Raw genomic sequence first — 19,535 nt, 5'->3', positions numbered from 1 at the left:
TTAGCGTTTCAATGCAGCAATGCTTTCTTTCAAAGCTGCAATCTTAGTTTCAGCGTCAGCCTGTTTCTTGCGTTCCATTTCAATGACGTTAGCCGGAGCCTTGCTGACAAACTTCTCGTTGCTCAGCTTCTTCAGTACGCTCTGCAGGAATCCTTCCTGGTATTTCAGGTCAGCTTCCAGCTTCTTCAGCTCTTCTTCCACATTAATCAGGTTTCCCAGAGGTACCGCATATTCGGTAGTGCCCACCATGAAGGCGGCTGCTCCATCTGCCTTAGTAGCTACCTGTTTGATTTCCGACAGGTTGCAGAGTTTGGCAATGACAGAAGTGAACTCAGCTACCGGATTTTCTCCGATGACTTCCAGTGTCAGAACTTCTTTCTGTGCGATGTTCTTCTGCAAGCGGATGGTACGGATACCGCTGATGACCTCCTTCACGGCTTCAAAGCGAGTAATCAGGGTTTCATTGTACGGCATGTCTTTTACGAGGGTCTGCGTCATGATGCTTTCGCCCGGCTGACGGTCGTAAATGTGTTGCCACAATTCCTCCGTGATGAACGGCATGAACGGATGCAACAGTTTCAGCAAGGTTTCAAAGAAGGCCAGAGTCTTTTCATAAGTTACCTTGTCGATAGGCTGTCCATAAGCCGGTTTCACCATTTCCAGGTACCAGCTGGAGAATTCATCCCAGAACAATTTATAGACAGCCATCAGGGCCTCGCTCAGACGGTACTTGCCAAACAGGTCGTTCACTTCTTCTGCGGTCTTCGCCAGCATGGAGTCGAACCATTCAGTCGCAAGTTTTGCATATTCCGGCTGTTCGATGTCGGCCACCTGCCAGCCTTTTACTAGGCGGAAGGCGTTCCATATCTTGTTGTTGAAGTTACGTCCTTGTTCGCACAGAGCTTCGTCGAAGAGAATGTCGTTTCCGGCAGGAGCTGCCAGCATCATTCCCATACGTACGCCATCGGCTCCGTAACGGTCAATCAGATCCAGCGGGTCGGGAGAGTTACCGAGTGACTTGGACATCTTACGGCCCAGTTTGTCACGCACGATACCGGTGAAGTATACGTTGCGGAACGGCATGTCGCCCATGTATTCGTAGCCGGCCATAATCATACGTGCTACCCAGAAGAAGATGATATCCGGTCCGGTTACCAGGTCGGAAGTCGGGTAGTAGTATTTGATTTCCTCGTTGCCCGGGTTGTTGATACCGTCGAACAAAGAGATAGGCCACAGCCAAGAAGAGAACCAAGTATCGAGGCAGTCATCTTCCTGACGCAGGTCTTCCAGTTTCAGGTTGGCATCGCCCGTCTTTTCCTTGGCCAGTTCCAGTGCCTTTTCCGGAGTCTCAGCTACCACGAAGCCACCTTTCGGCAGATAGTAAGCCGGGATACGGTGTCCCCACCACAGCTGACGGCTGATACACCAGTCCTTGATGTTTTCCAGCCAGTTGCGGTAAGTGTTCTTATATTTGGCAGGATAGAACTTCAGTTCGTCGTTCATTACCGGCGGCAAAGCCATGTCGGCAAAGTGCTGCATCTTCAGGAACCACTGCATGGACAGTTTCGGCTCGATGGCCACGTTGGTACGTTCAGAGAAACCTACCTTATTGGTATAAGCTTCTACCTTTTCCAACAGTCCGGCAGCCTCCAGGTCTTTTTCAATCTGTGCACGTACATCGAAGCGGTCCATGCCTACATACAGGCCGGCAGCCTCACTCAGTGTACCGTTGTCGTTGAAGATGTCAATGGAAGGCAGGTTGTATTTTTCTCCTAACATGTAGTCGTTTACATCGTGTGCCGGAGTCACTTTCAAACATCCTGTACCGAATTCAATGTCTACGTAGCTGTCTTGAATGACCGGAATGACGCGTCCTACCAATGGCACGATAACCTTTTTGCCTTTCAGCCACTGGTTTTTCGGGTCTTCTGGGTTGATACACATGGCCGTATCACCCATGATGGTTTCCGGACGGGTTGTAGCGACTACGGCGTAACGGCGTCCCTGTGCATCGCGGTGTACCACTTCGCCTTCGGCTCCTGTCTCACCGCTCATGTCGTCGTCGGCAATATAATAACGCAGGTAATACAGCTTGCTGTGTTCCTCTTTGTAGATAACTTCCTCGTCAGAGAGGGCGGTCAGTGCTTTCGGGTCCCAGTTTACCATACGTACGCCGCGGTAAATCAATCCTTTGTTATATAGGTCTACGAATACCTTGATGACACTCTTGCTGCGGGTTTCGTCCATGGTGAACGCTGTGCGGTCCCAGTCGCATGATGCCCCCAGTTTGCGGAGCTGTTTCAGGATGATGCCTCCGTGTTCTTCTGTCCATGCCCATGCATGTTTCAGGAACTCTTCGCGGGTAAGGTCTGTCTTTTTGATGCCCTGTTGTGCCAGACGGTTAACTACCTTAGCTTCCGTGGCAATGGAGGCGTGGTCCGTACCCGGTACCCAGCAGGCATTCTTACCCATCATGCGGGCACGTCTTACAAGGATATCCTGGATGGTATTGTTCAGCATGTGTCCCATGTGGAGTACTCCTGTCACGTTGGGAGGAGGAATGACGATGGTGTAAGGTTCACGTCCGTCGGGTTTAGAACTGAAAAGTTTGTGGTCCAACCAGTATTGGTACCATTTTCCCTCCACGTCAGCGGGATTGTACTTACTTGCTAATTCCATGGTTATAATAGTCTTTTTATGTTTATCGTATAATCGGCTGCAAAAATAATAAAACTCCTTGGATTTTAGGGGCGATTCATCCGAAAAGTTCATTCCTCATTGTGCGGGAACAGGTGGAATGTGTCGTGTGGAAAGGTAAAATGGAGGCGTTGGGAAGGGGGTAAAAAAACGCAAGTGCGTTTGGAGTCAAACGTCAAAGAGTTTTTGTCCAAACGCACTTGCGTTTCAAGTAAAACGTCCTTACGTTTTCATCCAAACGCAAAGACGTTTTTGGGAACGTTATTCATAGTCACTCATAGATATATTCCACGTCCGATTTTTTGAACCGCAGAAGGCGGGAATCGTTGGAACCGGCTCCGTTCTTGCTCGGGTAAAGGCCGCCCATCGTACCGACATAATACCAGCCTTGTCCGTTGTCGGGAGAATACGTGGCCCACAGCATGGCATTGTAATGTCCGTGTTTGATGCCGCTGTCGTTCCATTGTGCTCCTGATCCGTACCACACGAGCGGTTCGTATTGCTGTTCTGCCTGGTTGTACATCTGGATATAAATCAGGTCGGTCATTTCGACGGAACCGACCGTTACATCGTTCCGTCGGCGTTGACGGCGCTGGATGGTGGTATTTCCGTTCCATGCAGTAGTATGGCTTCCGTCCCACATCAGCCAGATGGTACCGCTGGTGGAGTTCAGTACACGTTCGAAGTTTTCCATCGAAGGTAGTTCGTACCCGTCGGGAGCCATGGCTGTAGGTTCCAGCTTGTTGATATGGACGCTTGACGTGCTGTATCCTTCCAGCTTGGCTACTCCGTTGTCATCTATCACCTGCATACCCTGGGTGGTTTTTCCCTGATATTGCCATTTCCAGAGTTTGAAGAATTCTTCCGGAGTGCAGTCACGCAGATAATCGAAAACTGTTTTTCCTGCTTTCGCAGCCGGGTCGTTTGATGAAAGTATCTGGTCGTTGAAGTCCTTTGAATCGCCCATGGCATTGTACTTGCACCACCATACTCCGTTGAGGTACGTCACCGGGAGTCCCCAGTTGCGACGGCTCACCGTATATTCTTCACGTTCCGTGCCGTCGTTATTGCAGATTACCAGTGTGGCTTTCTGTACACGTCCGTTGGCTGTGGGGTCATTCGGTTTCCATCCTCCCAAGATGCGGAAGGAGTGGGAATTGTTTTCTCGTGCCGCCAGTTTAATCCAGTGGCCTTCTCCATTCTTATACTCTACAGTTAGTTTTTTAGACTCCGGCAAGGTCAGTACCCCCAGTTCATTGTCGATATAGCGGTCAAAGTGGAACTCGTAGCTGTCATTGTAATTGAGCAATCCTTCCATACGGGTCGGGTTCTCCGTCAGAACCACGGTCAGGAAGTCGTCCGGGTAAGTTTGTTGCAATCCCTTCCGGTGGTAGCGCAGCTTGATTTCTTCTCCGGGAACCCCTAAGCGCCATCTGTCTTTTTGTATACGGAACAGGTTCTTTTCCATGGTTTCTGCGCTGCTGCCTCCCAGTGTCTGTACGGTCAGCGGCATCGGGTCTGGGATGAACTCCAGCTGGTCGTCACAGTCAATGGCCAGTGTCAGTTCGGTAGCCGTATAAGGCAATACAATCCGGTTCTTTTCGTCGTTTACTGTCACATTTTCTGGAAGGGTAGAAGCTTGAGTATCTACTTTCAAGGCCCCAGCTTCGGAAGAGAGGTTGTGATCGCCTCCATTTTCCCATTCAATGACTTGGAGCTTCACGCTTCCGCTGACAGAGTCTTCGCTGAGGCTCAAGGTATAGACTGTGTTGCGCTTCAAGGTGGAAGGCAGGCTGCTTTCTACGGTAGTTTCTTTTCCTTTCTTTACGACATTAACCTGGGCTTTCACATCGGTACCAGTCTGTTCGTACAGGTAAGCCACTCCTTGGGTGCTGGCATTCAGCGTCTCTGAAAAATCAACGCGCTTATCTGTCCGTTCCGTATTTTCCGGACTTGCTACCGGATTCTGCGGGAACAGGAATGTGCGTTGTGCGATTTGGGTGAATGTGATTCCTTTTACCTGGAGGGAACTGTTGGCCGGTAAAGACAAGTCAAACCGGGCCGATCCTCTTTCCAGATCCGTGTGCAGCGTACTCTCATTATTCTTGCCCAAATCCAGCATACCGGAGAAGAATTCCGAAGCTTGTGCATCTTTCTTGGCGTATTCTAAAGTGGTTTTCAGCCATTCTTCTTCTGTCAGGCCTTGTTCCTTGAGGGCTTGCAGGTCAAGCTGGCTCGCTGTGTTACCCACGAAGTACAAGTGGCCGGCTTCTTTGTCGGTCTGAAGGGTATATTGGTCATCCTTTTGAGATAGTTGCGTATAGATATGGGTCAATACTCCTTCTTCAAACAGACAGGCTTGCAGGTCTGTGACGCTGTTTTCTCCAGAGAGAGAGGCATCTTCTCCTTCTATCTGGAAGGCCTTGACGCGGGCACTGACTGTCCGTACAGGGATACTTCCGTTGTCTTCATTCGGGGTATTTTCATCTTTAGGGATAAAATCGTTATTGCAGGCTGTTGTGAGCAAGATGGCCGAGAGTATCCCGAAATGCTGTATGTATTTTTTTATGTGCATATATGTTCGTTTACTTGTCTGTAAGGTAAAATCTGTTGTTTCTTATTCGTAGATGTATTCTACCGGAGTCTTTATGCATCGGATGGTACGGGTCTTTTGGGCATTGCTGCCTGCATACTTGAACCAGTTTCCTTTTCCGGTGCTTTTGGCATATCCTTCTATCATCCAGGTGTTTCCTGCATTGCCGTAGGTGGCAAACAGAATCATCATGCTGGAGAGGGTCGTTTCATTGTATTGGTGTCCCAGTCCGCAAAGCGTCAGATGATTGCCTTCGTATTCAAAATCATAGAACGAAATCGGACCATAGTTCAGCCCCTTGAAAGTGGCATTGCGTTCTACTACGTTGAAGTTGAGGCGTTGTCCCAGTCCGTTGTTGAAGACTCCGGGGTCGAAGTAAGCTAAGTTGCAGTTGGAGCCCCATGTATAGAAGCGGTAGTCGTCGTAATCCGGAATCTGGTATCCGTCGGGAGCCATCTCGGTGGGAGCCATTGTGCCGAAGTTACCCGTCTGGCTTTGATACCCTTCATAATAGAACTGGCCGTCCTTGTGAGTCAGTTTCAATCCATCTGGATTTCCTGCCTGATACTGGTCGCCTAACACTTGGAGGAAGTCTTCGTCCGAACAGCTTCGCAGATAGTCAGCCAGACTGCCGTTGGCCGCAGGATCCGATTTTATTAAAATCTGGTCGCTGAAACTTTTTACATTTCCTCTCAGGTTATACTTGCACCACCATACGCCGTTGATTTGTACCACTGGCAATCCCCAGTTGAGGCGTCGGATGGTATATACTTCCGAATGTCCACCGTTTGCATCCGCAATCACCAGTTCACCGGTTTGTGCCCGTCCGTCTGCTTTCGGGTCGTTGGGTTTCCATCCTCCTAACAGGCGGTAGGTGCGGTCTCCTTCTTCTGCCAGCTTCATCCACTGAGCTTCTCCCTCGTTGAAGTTCAAAGAGATGGTTTTTCCCTCTGGAAGGGTAATGCGAGCCAGTTCTCCGTCAACGTAAGTGTGGAAATCACAAAGTCCATTGTCGTCAAATTGCAGTGAGCCGGTCATTTGAATTGGATTAGGGATGAATACCAGTACGACACGGCCTGTCTGCACCTCGTTTTTATGTACGTCCAGATACATATATTCATAGTGGCTTCCCGGCATTTTCTGTTTGCTCGATACTTGGAACTGTGCCACCGGTGTGAGGGAGCGTGAAAGTGGAGTAGGTGTTACGGTGACTCCGTTGGCCTGTCCCTGGATTGTCACTTCCGCTCCGGCTTCTGCTGCCAGTGTCAGTTGAAAATCGCTTTTCCAGTAAGGAACGAATACCGTATCTCCTTGTGCATTCAAAGTCACTCCTTCAGAAAGTTGTGAGTTTTCTTTATCCACTAATCCTTTGTGGGTGAGACCTGATTCAGAAGAAGAGCCAGTTTCCCAGTCATTCGTCAGGACTTCCACTTTCCAGTTGGAACCGTTTCCATACACCTTGAGCGTGTAGACGTGGTTGCGTTTCAGTGCCGGAAGAGTAGTCTTCAACCGGTGCCATCCACCGTGGGTCGTTATCATGATTTCTACTTCATGTCCGTTTGAATTTTGTTCAGGAAGATAGAAAAGCGAAGTCTTGTCATTCTTGAAGGGTTGTTTGCCGAAATCTTTGGTCAGGTCGGTCGTTTCAAACTTCTCAGAGGTTTGGAGTGCATCCTGCTCATAGAGATAACCCGTCAGTGCCACGTTCTTGAGTACGACACTATTCACTTCAGCATCTTCGAACGGTGAATCCAGATCGATGCGGGCCACCGCACGTTTCAGGGATACTGATACCGAAGTATCGTCTGTGCCCAATTCCGTCTTTCCTGTCATTAGCATAGATTCAGAAGCCATGTTTTCGGCGGTGGCTTGCTGCTTTAGAAACGCTTCCAGAGTAGTGACTCCTTCTTTCAGGTTTTCTGGAGTGATGGCTTTTTCTCCGTTGGCCAGGAAGTAAAGGCTGCCTTGCATTGAAGCAATATCCAGGTGGCAGATACCTTCTGCATCCATTTGCAGGGAAGAGAATGTTTCTTTCAGAATGCCGTCTTCGAAATGATAACCGTTGAGTGTGTGGATCTGTGATTCTGCATCCGCATCTGTTCCGTTTATCATCCCTGCTTTGGAGAATTTTACAGCGAGCATTCCATGGGTATCCGGTGTTTGCCGGATATCTTCCTGCTGGCATCCGCTCAATAAAAGTAAGCTTGCACTGGTCAGTGCGAGTATATATTTCATCATCATTCGTTCAGGTATTTTTATGGTTTTCTTCTGTTTATTTGTATTGATAAGGATTCTGTGAGCTGTTCAGGTAATCACGTGAGTCAATCGGCATCTGCTGGATGTTGTCTACATAGAAGTTGTTCATCAACTGCTCTGCCCATGGACCGTACGTGAAGGAACTGCTATGTCCATATCCCATGACGTGTCCCAGTTCATGGAACATCACACTGCATGCATATCGGTTGAAGTAATGTTCGAACCATCCTCGTTGGTAGGCTCCAAAGGTACTTCCTCCTCCCAGTCCGATGATTCCGTTTCCAGGATAAACCAGTCCCACCTGAAGTGTTCTGCTGGCTCTCATTTTTTTCAAAACCTCTTCTACCTTTACAAGCTGTTTGTTGTCATCGTAAAGTTGGTGGGCATTGTCATGCAGAATCTGTTCGTGTTCCGGCATGTCAATCATGTAGGTGAAGTTCAGGAAGAGAGCGACCGATTCCCGGCAATGTACCGGACGGATTCCCATCCAGTTTCCTACTGGACCTCCATCTTCTTTCTCCGGGTCACCTCCGTAGAGTCCCCAGTAAATGGTCCAACCGTGTTTGATTTCCTGCAGCTTGCTCCAGTAAGGGTCGTCCGATTCAATCTTGAGTACGGCCTGACTCAATTCAGATGCTGTCTTCTTTTGTATTTCTATGTATCGTCCGGATTCTGTGCGGCACATGGCGGCACGTTGCAGCAACGGAATTTCTTCCCAGAAGTCGCCGAAAGCCGGAATTGAATCAAAATAAGCCAAGTCGAAGAACTCTTCACTTACTTGCGGCAGTTGCATCTTGATCAGTACATTGGTCAGTTTGCGAGGAGAGTAGAAGCGTGTATGCAGTTTTCCTTCTTCTGTGACGGAAACCTGTAGTGGCTGGGCAGTATTGAAGCACCGTACAGTCTTGTCAGTATATACTTCTTTCCGTTCTGTATCCTGCAGAATCAGGCTGTGCTCACCTTGATTATAGGCTGCTGGAGTGATGAACATGGTCACCGCTTTGTCGTCCGGATGATTCACTTGGGTTTCAACTAAATGAATATGGTTGGGGGCCAGTTCTTTCTGCTCGAAGCTGTATACCTGCTTTCTGTTTTCTTTTCGGTAGTTGCAAGTTGAGAGGTTGATATCTCCGTGAAGAGTTGAACCGTTGCACAAGGGCATGAACAGATAAGATGTCTGCTGGTTCAGTGAAAGGACGTCCATTGTGCCGTTGCTTTCTCCGCCTAAATCCCCGTTGCCAGAAAGAGTAGTATAGAACCGTACGTCTTCCAATGCCAGACTTTTGTCTGTGACCGCGTAGCCCACGTAGGGATTCTGATACGCAAAGTCAAAATCCACCCGGCTGACAATTCGTTTCTGCGTCACTTCCTCCGGGATAGAGGCTACTTCTTGGATGCCTTCTTCCGTTTGTTGTTCTACAATGGAGAAAGGAGTCTGTGAATAGAAGTATTCAGCTTCCAGCGGTTTCTGCAAGTCCGCCGGAAATTCGAGCCACTCGTCTTGAATATGTTCCGGAGTATGGATAATAGCCTGGTCAGCCGTCGGATTGCCTTTGATGCCTAATACCACCAATCGATACTCTCCTTTGTGAAGTCCTTCGGTATAGATTTCCGAGGTAGCGGCTTCATAATAGCTCTTGATGTTTTTTACTTTGTCACCGTTTTCATTGACAATAAAGTAATACAATTGGTCATAAAGGGAAGTCTCCGTTTCCGAGGCGCGTGAAGAGACTCCTTCATAGCCTTGTTTTTGCAGTTTGAATACAATCCCAGATTTGTTCTCTGTGGAAGATGTGCCTAAGTGTTCTTCCTGGTTACAAGAAACCAATAGCAAAGTGCATAAGAATGCAATAAAAGTAAATTTTCTCATTTTGTTGTTGTTTTCTCAGTAATCACAATCTTTCTATCGCTAATATCCTTAATTTATATGTCCAAAAAAGTAATTAATCAGTTACTTTTTCTGTTAGTTTCTGTGTATGTCGTTAGTAAAGTAGTTCGTTTTGTTCTTAAACGTAAATTGTTTTTGTTTTGTTCAATCCGGAAAGAGACTTGCGTGTATTTTTTATACTTTATATCCCTTAAACATCTTTGAATGAGGCTTTCATAAAATAAAAAAGAGCGGAATAAGATAAAATATTTTTTATATTCATTGTTCTTTTCGATGGATATCATTGATAAAAAGCATTTTTCCGATAGATGAAGATTGGAAGTGACGGCCTACCTTTGTTTTCCTAATCATGAAAGGAAAAAGGGAAATGAAAGAAATGAATCGTTCGCGTGAGGCAGTTGCTCGGTTTCGCCTGATACGTAACTGCATGTTTTTGTCCGGATTGTCGGTTTTTGCCCAGTTGTATTTGTTTCAACCCCTGCTTTCGGAAATGTGTCGGAACTTTGGCGTCAGTCCGGCGGAAAGCAGTCTGTCAGTGTCGGCCTCTACTGCCGGCATGGCATTGGGATTGATTGTTATGGCTTTCAAGGCTGATTCCGTGTCACGCGAACGCCTGATGGGAGCTTCGTTGCTGCTTTCTTCTCTGTTGACCATTGTGTCTGCCTTTACTGATAGTTATTTCCTTCTGTTGGTCCTGAATCTGTTGAAAGGAATGGTGTTGGCCGGAGTGTCATCGGTAGCGTTGGCTTATCTTTCGGAGGAAGTAGATAAAGCTATGATTGGGTTGGCCATCAGTCTGTATTTGAGTGGAAACACCCTGGGAGGAATGTCAGGGAGAGTCGCTGCCACGTTGGTGTCTGGATGGGGAGGATGGCAGTCGGCCGTGTGGTTGATTGGTATTGTCAGTCTGCTGTTAGGAGGATTGTTTTGCTGGAAGATTCCAGCGGGCCGGAATTTTTCGGCAGGTCATGTATCATTGAAGGAGAAGTTGCATCAGATGCGTTTTCTGCTGACGCGGGGTACTTTTGTTTCCATGTATCTCATTGCCGCGCTTTCCATGGGTATTTTTGTGAGCATCTACAATTATCTGTCTTTCTTGCTGGAGGCACCTCCTTTCTCATTGCCCCATCATTGGGTCGCACTGATTTTCACCATGTATGTGGCGGGAATCATCGGTTCGGTCGTGGCCGGCACTCTTTCAGATAAGTATAGTCCGGAGAGGCTCTTGCAAGGCACGTTGGGACTGATGGGGGCAGGAATGGCCTTGTTGCTCTGGATGCAGCTTTGGGCCATCGTGCTGGGACTGGGGTTGATGACTTTTGCTTTTTTCGGAACTCATACGCTGGCCAGTCGGATTGTATCGGTACATGCTGGGCAGATGAAAAGCAGTGCCACCAGCATTTACTGGTTGTTCTATTATGCCGGATCCAGTGTGGTAGGCTCTTTGTCCGGCATCGTGTTGTCGGGGTATGGGTGGAGCTCGTTCATGGAGTTGCTTTTTGTGCTATTGGCTGTGGCATGGATTATTTCCTTGAGCGTTCTATGGCTGTTTAAAGGAAAGAAAAGTGTTTATGTGTGGATTGCGAGGAAGTGATACGGACAGCGGCCTGCTTTCAAAATTCTATGTTTGAAGGCAGGCCGCTGGCGTGTTTATCAGGGGGGAGGATTATTCGAATATAACCTTCCCGAAGAATTCCGGACAGTGGAAGCACGGTTTCGGCAAGTCGATGGGATTCCATGACAGGAAGTGTGGCGTGTTCTGCAAGTCTCCGCATTTGTAGAAATTGGCACGAGCAGTCAGTCCTTTGAAGCCTTTCAGCTGATGACGGAAGAACGCTTCCTTGGGGATGCAAAGAGCCAGTTGCCAACTGCATTCTCCCATTCGTTCTTCAAACGGAGCCTTTCCGAGTGAAGTCCATCGGTCTACTTGCTGGAGAATCTCTTGGGGAGCATGAGGTCTGTCGCCCGGGCGTCCGCCACCGATAAGAAGGGTTCCCCCACAGTTACATTCAAAGTTATAATATACGTTTTCTTCCTGGTCTTCCGGAAGCTGGAAAAAGAATTCACAACAGGAGTCTTCCCAAACTCTGCCGTTGTCTTCGGCAGCGATGGCCCGTACGCTTTCTTCTTTTACGCGGTAGTTCAGCAAGATGCAATCGCCAGTGTGGGCCATTCGGAAGGACACCTCCGGGCAGTAGGGAAAATCTTTCCAGTTCACGCAGGAAATCGGCTGGAACTCTACCTGATGCGTATCGAGCAGGGTTGGGATGTCTTTGGCAGCCACGTGGGACTGTCCGGTAATTTCGGGTACATGTAATTCTTTCATGGTGTAAGTATTTAGGATATTGAATTAGAAACTTAATTTTGTTTGTTCAGGATGATAAGGGCGCCGATGACTCCTGGAATCCATCCGCACAGCGTGAGGATAAAGACAATCAGTACCGATCCGCACCCTTTGTCGATGACGGCAAGGGGCGGAAAAATAAGAGAGAGAATCACTCTGATTAATGACATTTCTGTGTTGGTTTTAGAAATTTGAGGGAAAGTTAGGGAAAAGATTTAGAACTGGCAAGGATTTGCTTCAGATTCAGGCAAGGGGGAGAGGTAAAAACAAAAATATCCCACCGACGGGTTCGGTAGGATACTCTTAGATTTATACCGGAATACCGGTACAGAATATGCAGTAAACTTTACAACTTTCAATTAAACAAGCTGACATCCTGGCCAGCAAAGGGGTTACTTGCTCCTTATCCGAGCATTACGTAACCCCAAACCATCGGATCTCCCTTGAAGATCTTCTGAATGAAATTTTTCATCGTTTTCATGTTGTTACCCTTTCTTTTTAAATAAACCTTAATACCTTTTCAATTTAACCTTAAAAATATCGTCTCCCGACGAGGTTGAAAACAATCTTATAATCTAAAAAAACAATCTTTCTACTGTGTGAATCATTGAACTTCCGTTCTTGATTACGCTGCAAAGATAGGGCTTTTCTGAATAGAATTCATGCTTTACAACATAAAAATGAAGGAAAACAGCGTTTTATTGATGTAGGTCAAAAAAACGTTCATTTCTGGTGCTTGGAGGCGCATTTGGCGCATACGCCTTTCACGATATAGTTCACTTTCCGGGCGATGAATCCTTCGGGCAGGTCGATGTGCGGAATGAGGTCCTGGCTCAGACAATAGGTATTCTGACATACCTCACAATAGAAATGGCAGTGGGCTTCATCGTCGTTGCAGTGGCCGTGGTTGTGGCAGATGCAATATTTGTGGGAGCCACTTCCGTCGTCTACACTGTGGATGAGATGATGTTCGTGGAAGAGCACGAGTGTACGGAAAATGACCGACTTGTCGATGCTGTCGAGTTCCTTTTCCAAAGTACTCAGACTGAATGTGTCGGTTTGTCCGGCAATGGCTTCGTAGATGAGTAGTCGGGTGGAAGTGGGGCGGATGCCAGCCGTTTCCAGAATGAGGGCATAGTCTTCTGTTTTCATAAAAAAGGATGCTTATCTTGTGACTTGCTGCAAAGATAAGCATCCCTTTTGGCAACCTGGTTGTTTTTCAGGTAGGTTTTTTTATTTGTCCAGACCGAGTTTCTTCTTCAAGTCCTTGGTCAAGGCATCCTTGTGCATCAGAATATAGATGGTTTTGGCACGTACGTAGCTTTCTGACATGTTCAGGTAGCCGCCGAAGTCGTTACGGTTGGTTCCCCAGGAGTTTTTGGTGATGTAGTACTTGGTGCCGTTCTGATCCTTGGCGATACCGGTGAGGTGCATCAGGTGGTCGTCGGTCGTAGTGAAGGTTTCGTAGCCTTTCTGGCGGATTTCAGGAGTCACCTTTACTTCCGGACACGGGTATTCAAACTTGAAGGCTTCGTCAAGTTTTTCCTTGGCATCCATTTTCTGCCAGCGGGCAAAGTCAGTGTCTTTCAAGTCTTCGGTCTTTTCTACTTCCGGATTGATGGCCACTCCGTGTTTGAACGAGAATCCTTTTTCACTGACATCTCCGTCCCAGGCAACGGTATATCCGTTTTCCAGGGCATGGTCTGCGGCCTCCATCATTTCGTCGAGGGGAAGATTATAGATTTTGGCGTGTTCCCAGTTGTCCGGAATTTCGAGGTCGAAAGCCTGATAGTAAGGCTGGTGTGTGAAGCTGGTCAGCATGACGTAGTCTTCCGGATGAATGTCCAGGCTCTGTGCAAAGGATTTCGGAGTATATTCCTTGCCTTTGTAGGTGAACTTTTCAGGAAGTTTTCCCAGGTAAATATCAAACAGACTCTGAATCAGTTTTTCATATTCAGGGCTTTGCTGGCGAAGCTTGATCGCCTTTTCGGCAATGGCTTCCAAGTAAGCGGTCAGCTCTTTGTGGTTGTGGGTAGGTGAGTTGTAGTTGATGCCGCTGTACACCTCTTCCGGAACGATGCCTACCTGCTTGAAGGCCGTAAACCAGCTGGGAGAGATACTTCCCGGGCCGATGTTGCCGCGTCCGTGGCGCAGGTAATTGTCCTTCAGCTGGTTCATGTATTTCTGACGGACGATGTACATTTCCGAAAGGTCGTATTCGCCTTTTCCCTGGCGGAGTAGTTCTGCTTCAATGAAGGAAGTGGTGGCAAAGCACCAGCAGGTGCCTGTGGCAGCCTGATTCTTGACCGGAGTCACTTTCTGGTTGACTACGGTAGTAAACTGATAGCCTTTGGCTTCGGGTTGTGCCTGGAGAGAGGCGGAAGCAAGCAATAAGGCTGAGATAAACGCAATTGTTTTCATATTTTCTGTATATTATAGGTAATGAATGAAATTGAGAGATTTAGAATCCGAAGCGGTAATCGTTCCAGTATTTGGCGGTCATCTCGTCCCAGCGCAGCAAGGTAGCTCCGATGAAGTCCTTGGTATAATCAGTCAGATAGGCTTTGGCAGCTTCTTCGCCTTCGCTCTTGACCAGTTCGGCATAACGCTGTTCCACCAGCGGGAGTTCTTCCAGTCCTTTCCGTTCAAAGTGCATCTGGTTCTTCTCTAAAATCTTCCGGGCATTTCCCCATCTCACGGTAGCCAGCTTGTTGGCCTGGCGGTAGTGCCACAGAGCTGCATCCAGACGGTAGCGATGGTTGCCGCAAATCTTGAACATTTCAGGAAGGTCGGTCGTACCACAGAAAATAGGTACGCGCGGGCTTTGTCCCGGGTTGTCCATGGCAAACCAGCAGACACCTCCTACGGCGTCCGGAAGCCAGCTTCTCAACTGGATGACGGTAGAGTAGGCACATTGTGGTACGGCGATGTTTCGGTTGGCTTTCACGCTGCCTTTCTGAAGCGCGTTGTACAGCTGTACTTCGTCGGTACGCATCCACGGGTTGGCCCGCGGGCTGGTGATAGTATCTGTTTTTCCCGTTTTCCGGTCTTTGACGACTACTTTCAGGTTTTTCGTCGCACTCCATTCCGTGCCTTCATAGGTCTGTCGCAGATAGGCCATGACATCGGCATTGCTGAGTTTCTTTTCCGGTTTTACGCTCAACGGCAGTTCTTCATCGTCCATGCTGAGCTTGAGTGAAGGAGCCAAGGTGCTCAGGATAAAGAACTCGCGGATGCTGAAGGATCGCATCTTGCCCGAATAGTTCGGACCTCCGTAGGCTTTCCAGAACTTGAACGGTTCTTTTCCGTCCCACAGCTTGAGCTTCTTGGCCACGCTGAACACATTGTCGGAAGCCATGTAATTGCGGGTGTCTTTCAAATCGAGAGTACTGATACGAGGAATGTTGGCTGATACGCCCACTTCATCGTCGGGAATACGGACAGCTGCCCATACACCTCCGATTTTATCAGGACCTTCGCCGAAGATTTCAAAGTGCCATACTTCCTGCGGGTCGGCAATGGTAAGGCATTCGCCTGAGTCACCGTATCCGTATTCCTTTACCAGTTTCCCCATGAGCTGGATGGCCTGGCGGGCGGTAGTGCAACGTTGCAGGGCTACCCGAGCCAGTTCTTCAATCATGAACATACCTTTGGAGTTGCGCAGGGTGTCTCTTCCACTAATGGTGGTTTCTCCCATGGCCAGCTGCTTTTCGTTGAGGCAGGGGTAAGCCGTATCCAGAAAGGCATAAGTGTGTTTGACTTGCGGAATTTGTCCCTTTACGGTCAGGTTGGTCTGGTCAGTGACCGATTCCGTGTGCATGCGGCCGTGGTAAATGTTCATGACTGTGTCGTTGGCATAATCTGCCGCTGGAACTACATTGACCCAGGTTCGGTACCAGCTGTCGCAGGTGTGACTGGTCATGACGGAGCCGTCGGTAGAGGCTGCTTTTCCCACCATGATGCTGGTGCAGCAGTCCGGGTCATGAAGCAGTGTCTGCTGTGCCATAGACAGCTGTGAGAATGTAATCCCAATGAAAAATAAAATGCTACTTATTTTCATGTTTTTGTGTTAAAATGTTATCTGTTTGCAAAGATAGAGAAAAATATGTGAATTATCAAAGTAATTCTCCTATGAAAATGCTTCGATAAAACTGAAGTATGCGTACAAAAATATTCATTTCTGGGTGAAAAGTAGTCAGAAAGCATAGGTAAATTTACCTCGACACGAACGTGCGGAGAGCTCAGCATGAACGTGACGAGAGGTCGACACGAACGTGATGAGGTCTTGACACGGTCGTGACGAGGTATTTATGCAAAGACGGTTGAATAAATGGGTGGGATGAGTATACAAAAAAGGCCGTTTCCTTTATTTTGCGGGAAACGGCCTTTTTGCTTATTTGATTTCGAATTCTTCCTTCATGTCCAGTTCCTGGTTGTGTGCATCGAAGAATTTATATTGCAGGAATGCCAGGTTCTGGTTCGGAATGACTTTGATGCCGAATCCATACTTCATCTGCCATTTTCGTTTCAAGGACATGAGTCCTTGGTTTACGTAGGCAGCCACATAAGGATGGATGTGCAGCGTGAATTTCTTCACTTTCAGCTTGTTGACCAAATAGTCTATCTTACTTTCCAATGTATCGGTGAACAGGATGGAAGGTTTGATTTTCCCCTTTCCGAAACAAACAGGGCAGTCTTCATCGGTAGTGACATCCATTGCCGGACGTACACGCTGGCGCGTGATCTGCATCAGTCCAAACTTGCTCAGAGGCAGGATGTTGTGTTTGGCCCGGTCTTTCTGCATGTTCTGACACATGCGTTCATAAAGTTTCTGCCGGTTTTCTGCCAGATTCATATCGATGAAGTCTACCACAATGATTCCGCCCATATCTCTCAACCGGAGCTGGCGTGCCAACTCATCGGCTGCGCCCAGATTCACGTCGAGTGCGTTTGCTTCTTGTCCGTTGGTTGATTTGGAGCGGTTTCCACTGTTCACGTCCACCACATGGAGCGCTTCCGTGTGTTCGATAATCAGATAAGCCCCGCTCTTGTAGGAAACGGTTTTTCCAAAGGAGGACTTGATTTGTTTGGTGATTCCGAAATTATCGAAAATAGGAAGCTGGCCGGTGTAGCGCTTCACGATGCCTGTACGTTCAGGGGCAATGAGCGCCACATAATCTTTTACTTCGTTATAAACGGTTTCGTCGTTGACGTAAATGTTTTCGTACGACGGGTTGAACAAGTCGCGCAGCATGGCTACGGTACGGCTTGTCTCCTCATAAACCAATGAGGGCAGTTTGGTGGCCTTCTGTACTTTTGTGATGGTATCTTCCCAATGTTTCAGCAAGACTTTCAGTTCCGCATCCAGCTCTGCTACTCGTTTGCCTTCGGCTACGGTACGTACAATCACTCCGAAGTTCTTGGGCTTGATGCTCTGGAGCAGCTGTTTGAGGCGAGCTCTTTCCTCGCTGGATTTAATTTTTTGTGAGACGGATACCTTGTCATTGAAAGGAATCAATACCAGATAGCGTCCGGCGAACGACAGTTCACAGGTCAGTCGTGGGCCTTTGGTCGAAATCGGTTCCTTGACAATCTGCACGATGACCTCCTGTCCCTGCTGGAGTACACTGGAAATGGTTCCGTCTTTTTCAATGTCGGGAAGCATGGAAGCTTTCGACATGGGATAGAGTTTTTTCCGGTCACTGATGACTTGCTTGAGGTACTTCTGGTAAGAATGAAATTGTGGTCCCAAGTCTAAATAGTGGAGAAAAGCGTCTTTCTCAAAGCCTACATCTACGAAACAGGCGTTGAGGCCGGGCATGAGTTTCCGGACTTTTCCTACGTACATGTTGCCGACCGAGAACGACAGGTTGCGTTCTTCTTTCTGGAACTCTACCAGCTTCTTGTCTTCCATGAGGGCGATAGAAATTTCCTTGGGCTGTACGTCTACTACTAATTCGCTTGTCACTTTTTGCTTGGTTTTTTGTTTTTACTAAATTGCTAATTACACAAAGAACAAACCTGAAAGACTTTTTTTAGCTTTGCAAGTTTGTTCTTTATTGAAGTCGGACAGACTAACAATTATTTTTTGCTTTTATGTCTGTTCTTTCTCAGTCTTTTTTTACGTTTGTGAGTAGACATTTTATGTCTTTTTCTTTTCTTTCCGCTTGGCATAGCTTCAAAATTTTATGGGTTAATACTAAATGTTAATTATTTTTTTACTGATAGAGTAAATGTTTTTGCAGGTTTGAAAGCCGGAATATTGTGTTCCGGGATGATGATTGTAGTGTTCTTAGAAATGTTACGAGCAGTCTTCTGCGCTCTTTTCTTCACAATGAAACTACCGAAGCCACGGAGATAGACATTCTCATCTTTCGACAAAGATTCCTTAACTGATCCCATGAACGCCTCAAGGGTTGCCAATACTGTTGCCTTGTCAATTCCTGTGTTCTTGGCAATTTCGTTTACAATATCTGCTTTAGTCATTTCGCTAATAATTATTGTTATACGTTATCTTAATTTTTTGGACTGCAAATATATAGCTTTTCTGTATCTTTTGGAAATATATCGGGAATATTTTTTTTGAAAAGTCGTGCTTTTCGAGGGTTTTATTCCTTTTTAAAGGGTGTGTGAAGAGGTTTGTCTGTATATGTCGGGCAAATATATTATTTTTGCGGGCAAATATGTGTCAGATGAATTTTTTTGCAGATAAGATAATCGGTTGGTACGAAGAAAACAAGCGTGATTTGCCTTGGCGGAACACCAAGGATCCTTATAAAATATGGATTTCAGAAATCATTCTTCAGCAGACCCGGGTCGTACAGGGATATGATTATTACTGTCGTTTTATGGAACATTTTCCCGACGTGGACACGTTGGCCCGTGCTTCGGAAGACGAGGTGATGAAGTGCTGGCAGGGATTGGGTTATTATTCTCGTGCCCGCAACCTGCATGCGGCAGCAAAGGTAATTGCCGAAAAAGGCAGTTTCCCTACGACCTATGAGGAGGTGAGGGCCTTGAAAGGAGTGGGAGACTATACGGCGGCGGCTATTTGTTCCTTTGCCTATGATTTGCCCTATGCGGTGGTCGACGGCAATGTGTACCGGGTATTGTCACGTTGGATGGGAGTGGAAGAACCCATTGATACAGGTGCCGGGAAGAAATTGTTTGCCTCCCTCGCGGGTGAGATGCTGGATAAGAACCGTCCGGCTTTATATAATCAGGCCATCATGGATTTCGGAGCCCTGCAGTGTGTGCCTTCGTCTCCTTCGTGTCTGTTTTGTCCGCTGGCAGACAGTTGCGTGGCCTTGCAGAAAAACTGGGTGGACAGGTTGCCTCGGAAGGAACGGAAGACCAAGGTGCTCGACCGCTATTTTTCATATATTTATGTGCGGGCAGGCGCATATACTTATATAAAGAAGCGGGCGGCAGGCGATATCTGGCAGAATCTGTATGAATTTCCATTGATAGAAACCGCTAAGGAGGTAGGAGAGGAGGAACTTCTCTCTCTTCCTGAATTTCAGGCTCTTTTGGGCGGTGGGGAAATGGAATCGTTCCGGGTGGTATGCCCTGAAATCAAGCATGTGTTGTCGCATCGAGTGATTCACGCCAGGTGCTATGAGGTGGTGTTGAAGGAAGAGCCTGTCGCACTTCCTGGGTATCAGCAGATTCCGATTGACGATTTTCATAATTTCCCGGTATCGCGCTTGATTTCTCGTTTTTTTTCGTTACTTTTGAAACCAAATCATAAAAAATAG

The 19,535-nt window shown here is 47.4% G+C and carries 13 protein-coding genes; 2 read left to right on the top strand and 11 right to left on the bottom strand.

Annotated features, from left to right (window positions below; genetic code table 11):
- From H6A28_RS04950 to H6A28_RS04935, 4 genes are all read right to left on the bottom strand, one after another.
- The gene (locus H6A28_RS04950) at window positions 1-2,679 is read right to left on the bottom strand and encodes a valine--tRNA ligase (RefSeq protein ID WP_204474164.1); all 2,679 of its coding nucleotides are present in this window, start codon (window positions 2,677-2,679) and stop codon (window positions 1-3) included.
- 289 nt (window positions 2,680-2,968) lie between these two features.
- The gene (locus H6A28_RS04945) at window positions 2,969-5,272 is read right to left on the bottom strand and encodes a hypothetical protein (protein ID WP_204479145.1); all 2,304 of its coding nucleotides are present in this window, start codon (window positions 5,270-5,272) and stop codon (window positions 2,969-2,971) included.
- 42 nt (window positions 5,273-5,314) lie between these two features.
- On the bottom strand, window positions 5,315-7,531 hold the full coding sequence (locus H6A28_RS04940; protein WP_204479143.1) for a FimB/Mfa2 family fimbrial subunit: 2,217 nt from the start codon (window positions 7,529-7,531) through the stop codon (window positions 5,315-5,317).
- Between the two features lie 31 nt (window positions 7,532-7,562).
- The gene (locus tag H6A28_RS04935; protein WP_204479141.1) at window positions 7,563-9,416 is read right to left on the bottom strand and encodes a hypothetical protein; all 1,854 of its coding nucleotides are present in this window, start codon (window positions 9,414-9,416) and stop codon (window positions 7,563-7,565) included.
- A 385-nt stretch (window positions 9,417-9,801) separates the two neighbouring features.
- On the opposite strand from H6A28_RS04935, the gene H6A28_RS04930 reads away from it, so the two are divergent.
- The gene (locus H6A28_RS04930) at window positions 9,802-11,028 is read left to right on the top strand and encodes an MFS transporter (RefSeq protein WP_204479139.1); all 1,227 of its coding nucleotides are present in this window, start codon (window positions 9,802-9,804) and stop codon (window positions 11,026-11,028) included.
- A 72-nt stretch (window positions 11,029-11,100) separates the two neighbouring features.
- On the opposite strand, the gene H6A28_RS04925 is transcribed toward H6A28_RS04930, so the two are convergent.
- From H6A28_RS04925 to H6A28_RS04895, 7 genes are all read right to left on the bottom strand, one after another.
- Entirely contained in the window at window positions 11,101-11,760 is a 660-nt protein-coding gene (locus H6A28_RS04925; RefSeq protein WP_204474149.1) for a carbohydrate-binding family 9-like protein, read from the bottom strand.
- A gap of 32 nt (window positions 11,761-11,792) precedes the next feature.
- Window positions 11,793-11,948 (bottom strand): YqaE/Pmp3 family membrane protein, encoded by a 156-nt coding sequence (locus H6A28_RS04920; protein WP_204474147.1) that lies wholly within the window; start codon window positions 11,946-11,948, stop codon window positions 11,793-11,795.
- Between the two features lie 553 nt (window positions 11,949-12,501).
- On the bottom strand, window positions 12,502-12,930 hold the full coding sequence (locus tag H6A28_RS04915) for a Fur family transcriptional regulator (protein ID WP_204474146.1): 429 nt from the start codon (window positions 12,928-12,930) through the stop codon (window positions 12,502-12,504).
- Between the two features lie 81 nt (window positions 12,931-13,011).
- Window positions 13,012-14,199, bottom strand: coding sequence for an aminopeptidase C (locus tag H6A28_RS04910; RefSeq protein WP_204479138.1), 1,188 nt, complete (start codon window positions 14,197-14,199; stop codon window positions 13,012-13,014).
- A gap of 40 nt (window positions 14,200-14,239) precedes the next feature.
- Window positions 14,240-15,784: a dipeptidase gene (locus H6A28_RS04905; RefSeq protein ID WP_430622418.1), complete on the bottom strand. Its 1,545-nt coding sequence runs from the start codon at window positions 15,782-15,784 to the stop codon at window positions 14,240-14,242.
- Between the two features lie 387 nt (window positions 15,785-16,171).
- Window positions 16,172-17,746 (bottom strand): Rne/Rng family ribonuclease, encoded by a 1,575-nt coding sequence (locus H6A28_RS04900; protein WP_204474140.1) that lies wholly within the window; start codon window positions 17,744-17,746, stop codon window positions 16,172-16,174.
- Between the two features lie 242 nt (window positions 17,747-17,988).
- Complete coding sequence (locus H6A28_RS04895; protein ID WP_007563675.1) at window positions 17,989-18,264, bottom strand: HU family DNA-binding protein; 276 nt, start codon at window positions 18,262-18,264, stop codon at window positions 17,989-17,991.
- 206 nt (window positions 18,265-18,470) lie between these two features.
- On the opposite strand from H6A28_RS04895, the gene mutY reads away from it, so the two are divergent.
- Window positions 18,471-19,535: an A/G-specific adenine glycosylase gene (mutY, locus tag H6A28_RS04890; RefSeq protein WP_204479136.1), complete on the top strand. Its 1,065-nt coding sequence runs from the start codon at window positions 18,471-18,473 to the stop codon at window positions 19,533-19,535.

Origin of the sequence: Bacteroides mediterraneensis, assembly GCF_016900355.1 — a bacterium.
Lineage (GTDB): Bacteria > Bacteroidota > Bacteroidia > Bacteroidales > Bacteroidaceae > Phocaeicola.
The sequence above is the reverse complement of the archived record's forward strand: the minus strand, read 5'-3'. Positions and strand labels throughout refer to the sequence as shown.